At 56.9% G+C, this 2,569-nt stretch carries 3 protein-coding genes; 1 reads left to right on the top strand and 2 read right to left on the bottom strand.

The genetic code is table 11. From position 1 onward, the window contains the following. Positions 1-283: 283 nt before the first annotated feature. Positions 284-997: an NYN domain-containing protein gene (locus tag GGR04_RS23635; protein ID WP_183203048.1), complete on the bottom strand. Its 714-nt coding sequence runs from the start codon at positions 995-997 to the stop codon at positions 284-286. Positions 998-1,442: 445 nt separating this feature from the next. Between GGR04_RS23635 and GGR04_RS23630 the strand changes: the two genes are divergently transcribed. After that, positions 1,443-1,649, top strand: a complete 207-nt coding sequence (locus tag GGR04_RS23630) for a hypothetical protein (protein WP_183203046.1) — start codon at positions 1,443-1,445, stop codon at positions 1,647-1,649. 8 nt (positions 1,650-1,657) lie between these two features. Here the strand turns inward: GGR04_RS23630 and GGR04_RS23625 are convergent, their stop codons facing one another. After that, on the bottom strand, positions 1,658-2,269 hold the full coding sequence (locus GGR04_RS23625) for a hypothetical protein (RefSeq protein ID WP_183203045.1): 612 nt from the start codon (positions 2,267-2,269) through the stop codon (positions 1,658-1,660). Positions 2,270-2,569 lie beyond the last annotated feature (300 nt).

The raw sequence follows: 2,569 nt of genomic DNA, 5'->3' as shown, positions 1-2,569 counted from the left end.
GCCATCAGGAGCTTTCGACATAGTCGTACTCATAGGCGGATGCCTATGCCTTATCGGCTATGCCACCTGTCCGGTCAAAACGGGGTGCGCTCCACTGGGGTACTCCGAGTTGGCGGATGCCGAAGCTCATTTTCTCAACTGGTTTCGGGACAAACATCCAGGCGGCAAGCTTCTGACTTGGGTGTCAGGAAACACCGAGGGGACAGCGCGCTACTCCGAGTATCATGCGTTCCTGCCAGCCTACACAGTAGGTGGCTAGATCAATTACGCTGATTGGTAACGGTCACCAACTGGCCGGTTTGTGCAAATCGTTGCCGTCAATGACCAACGGAGATGCGAACTGCGAAGAGGTGAGATGGTGAGGACGCGGTTGGACGCTGAAGTCCGCCAAAGCCCTCAACTCCACACTGCCCTTCTCACGTGGTGGCGCAAGACCAATGACCATTCCGCAGTCGGCTTTGACCATTCGGATAGGGGTGAGAAGGTCACTATCGTTGGAGACAATCACAGCGCACTGGCAATTACCTTGGTAAGCGTCGCGCATAAGATACGCAGCTAGGTTCACGTCCGAACCCTTCTCCTCGGACTTCAATACCCACGCTTTGGTCGCAGTGCCGTTCGGCTGATACTGGAGAACTGGCTTACCACCAGAGCGTATGAACCTGCCCGTAGCATTCAGGGCGAGCAGCGGTTGAGAAACGGCGTTGGTCATGAACGTGCCGTATTCGATTTCAACTCGCGGCAAAGTGCCTAATGCAGTCAAATAAGCCTGTTGCCGCGTCGGTTGATCGGGATCGTTTGCCCGAGCATCAACCTTCGCGGTGAAGTAGTAGATCTTAATGACGTTATTTTTGGGCAGAAGCTGATCGCAAAACCGCTCAAGGTTCAGCCACTTGTGCGGATTAACCTTCAGCAACCCATAGTAGAGGTTGAAGCCGTCAATATAGACGTGAGTATCTAGTCTCGCCAAGCCCCAACTCATACCCAAATAGTGCAACGGCGGGCTTTTGGCCCGCCGTGCGCCCGTTGGCCGAAGCCAGCCGGGGGAGTTGGTTTGTAAATACGACCGACTCAGCTTTTCGGCAAGTGACAAGTGGGGGTGTGGATAACTTTCTGTAAGCCGCGATCAGGCTTAATGCGGTCGTACGGGTGTCTATGGCGCCACCATCACGTCGGAAGCCTCGACAAGCGATGCGCCTTCCGCGGACCAAACGACAATGGAACGCAGGTTTCGGGATTGTCGGCTGAGGTCACGGATGGCTGGAAGGGGTCGAAACCGGTCAAGGACGGAGGTTCATCAAAGGGCATCTAGAATGAACCAACAGTGCCGGTTCCCACTCTCATACCCGAATTGAGCCATCGGAAGAGGCAGCCCGGCACAGGATCGCGAGGGTATGCGAGGGCAGCGACGGCGAGGAGCCGCGCCAGCCTTCGGAGCCCGCATGGCCGATCCCGTCCTCTCTATCATCCAAGCCGATGGCTTGTTCTGGATGGTTGTTCGCAAGGATGGCAACGAGGAGCGGTTCCCAGCCGGAGCAAAGCGCGTCGTCGCCGAGATCATGGTCGCGCAGGAAGAGCGGCGCCTAGGATTGCGCCCGCCCCATCTCACGCTTGACGATTTGAAGGCGAGGCGGGTCGGGGAACGCTAGAGGCTATCTCACGACGCCGAGAGCGGTGGAGTCGGCAGGAAGGGAAAAGGCTCGGGCTGAAACAATTCTGGAGAAAGGCTGTCGCGCCGCGGCTCGTAGTTGCGCGTCCCAAGCTGCCAGAGGTTATCGATGTTCCGAAGGTAGGTCTCAACCTTCCCCTCGTCGGCGCTGATAATCCCCACTGTGTCATTCTGTACCGACCCAGGCTGTTGATCGAACATGCCCACTTCGGATGTCCAGCTATCAAAACTGATGTTCGCCGCAATATCAGCTATGGCCCTGCGATACTCACCCAGCACCGCCTCTTTACCGTGGTAGTAGAACTTCGCAGCGACGATGACGGAAAGGCCGCCCTTGCGTTCGCCGATGAACTGAACCGGGGAAAGTAGGCCAGCTATATAGATGCGCTCGATCAACGGGATAATGCGGGTGTCATGATCCTCATCCCAGATCACCGCGAAGTCGTGGACTTGAGGCATCGCAAGCGGCTTGCGCACTACGTCGAGCCATTCAACACTACGCAAAACGGAATAATGGGTGCCTCGTCCAAGGGAACCTACGGGTTCAGCCTCGTCATGCAGGCACGAGAATAGGGTCGAATAGATAGGCAGGGAAGCCATTTCTCATCTCCGGGTCAGGGCAAAAGTCGCGGCTATCAACCGCTGCGAAGAGGCTTTCGGCCTCCGCGCTGTTCACGCTGCAGAGATGGGTGGACCAACTGCGGGTTCAAGGCATCTCGTGCGCTGCGTCTGTTTCCCGTCTGTTTTCAGACATGGGGGCCGTAGATTTTGATTTTCTAGCCGCGCCCGCCACGGCCCTCTAGGGTGTAAAACCGCTTGCAATGATGGCCCCCTTGGCGGGGTTTGACGCTTGGAATGCTGACCCCTGCTGAGCTGTTTTAGGCTCCCTCCGATGGCCCT

It is taken from the genome of Aureimonas pseudogalii, assembly GCF_014196835.1.
In the GTDB taxonomy this organism is placed as follows: domain Bacteria; phylum Pseudomonadota; class Alphaproteobacteria; order Rhizobiales; family Rhizobiaceae; genus Aureimonas; species Aureimonas pseudogalii.
Note: the sequence above shows the minus strand (reverse complement) of the source record. Positions and strands in the feature narration are given on the sequence as shown.

What these genes read in the sequence shown, in the direction of transcription:
- GGR04_RS23630 (WP_183203046.1), top strand. Translation starts at nt 1,443, where the DNA reads ATGGCCGATCCCGTCCTCTCTATCATCCAAGCCGATGGCTTGTTCTGG.
- GGR04_RS23625 (WP_183203045.1), bottom strand. Translation starts at nt 2,269, where the DNA reads ATGGCTTCCCTGCCTATCTATTCGACCCTATTCTCGTGCCTGCATGAC.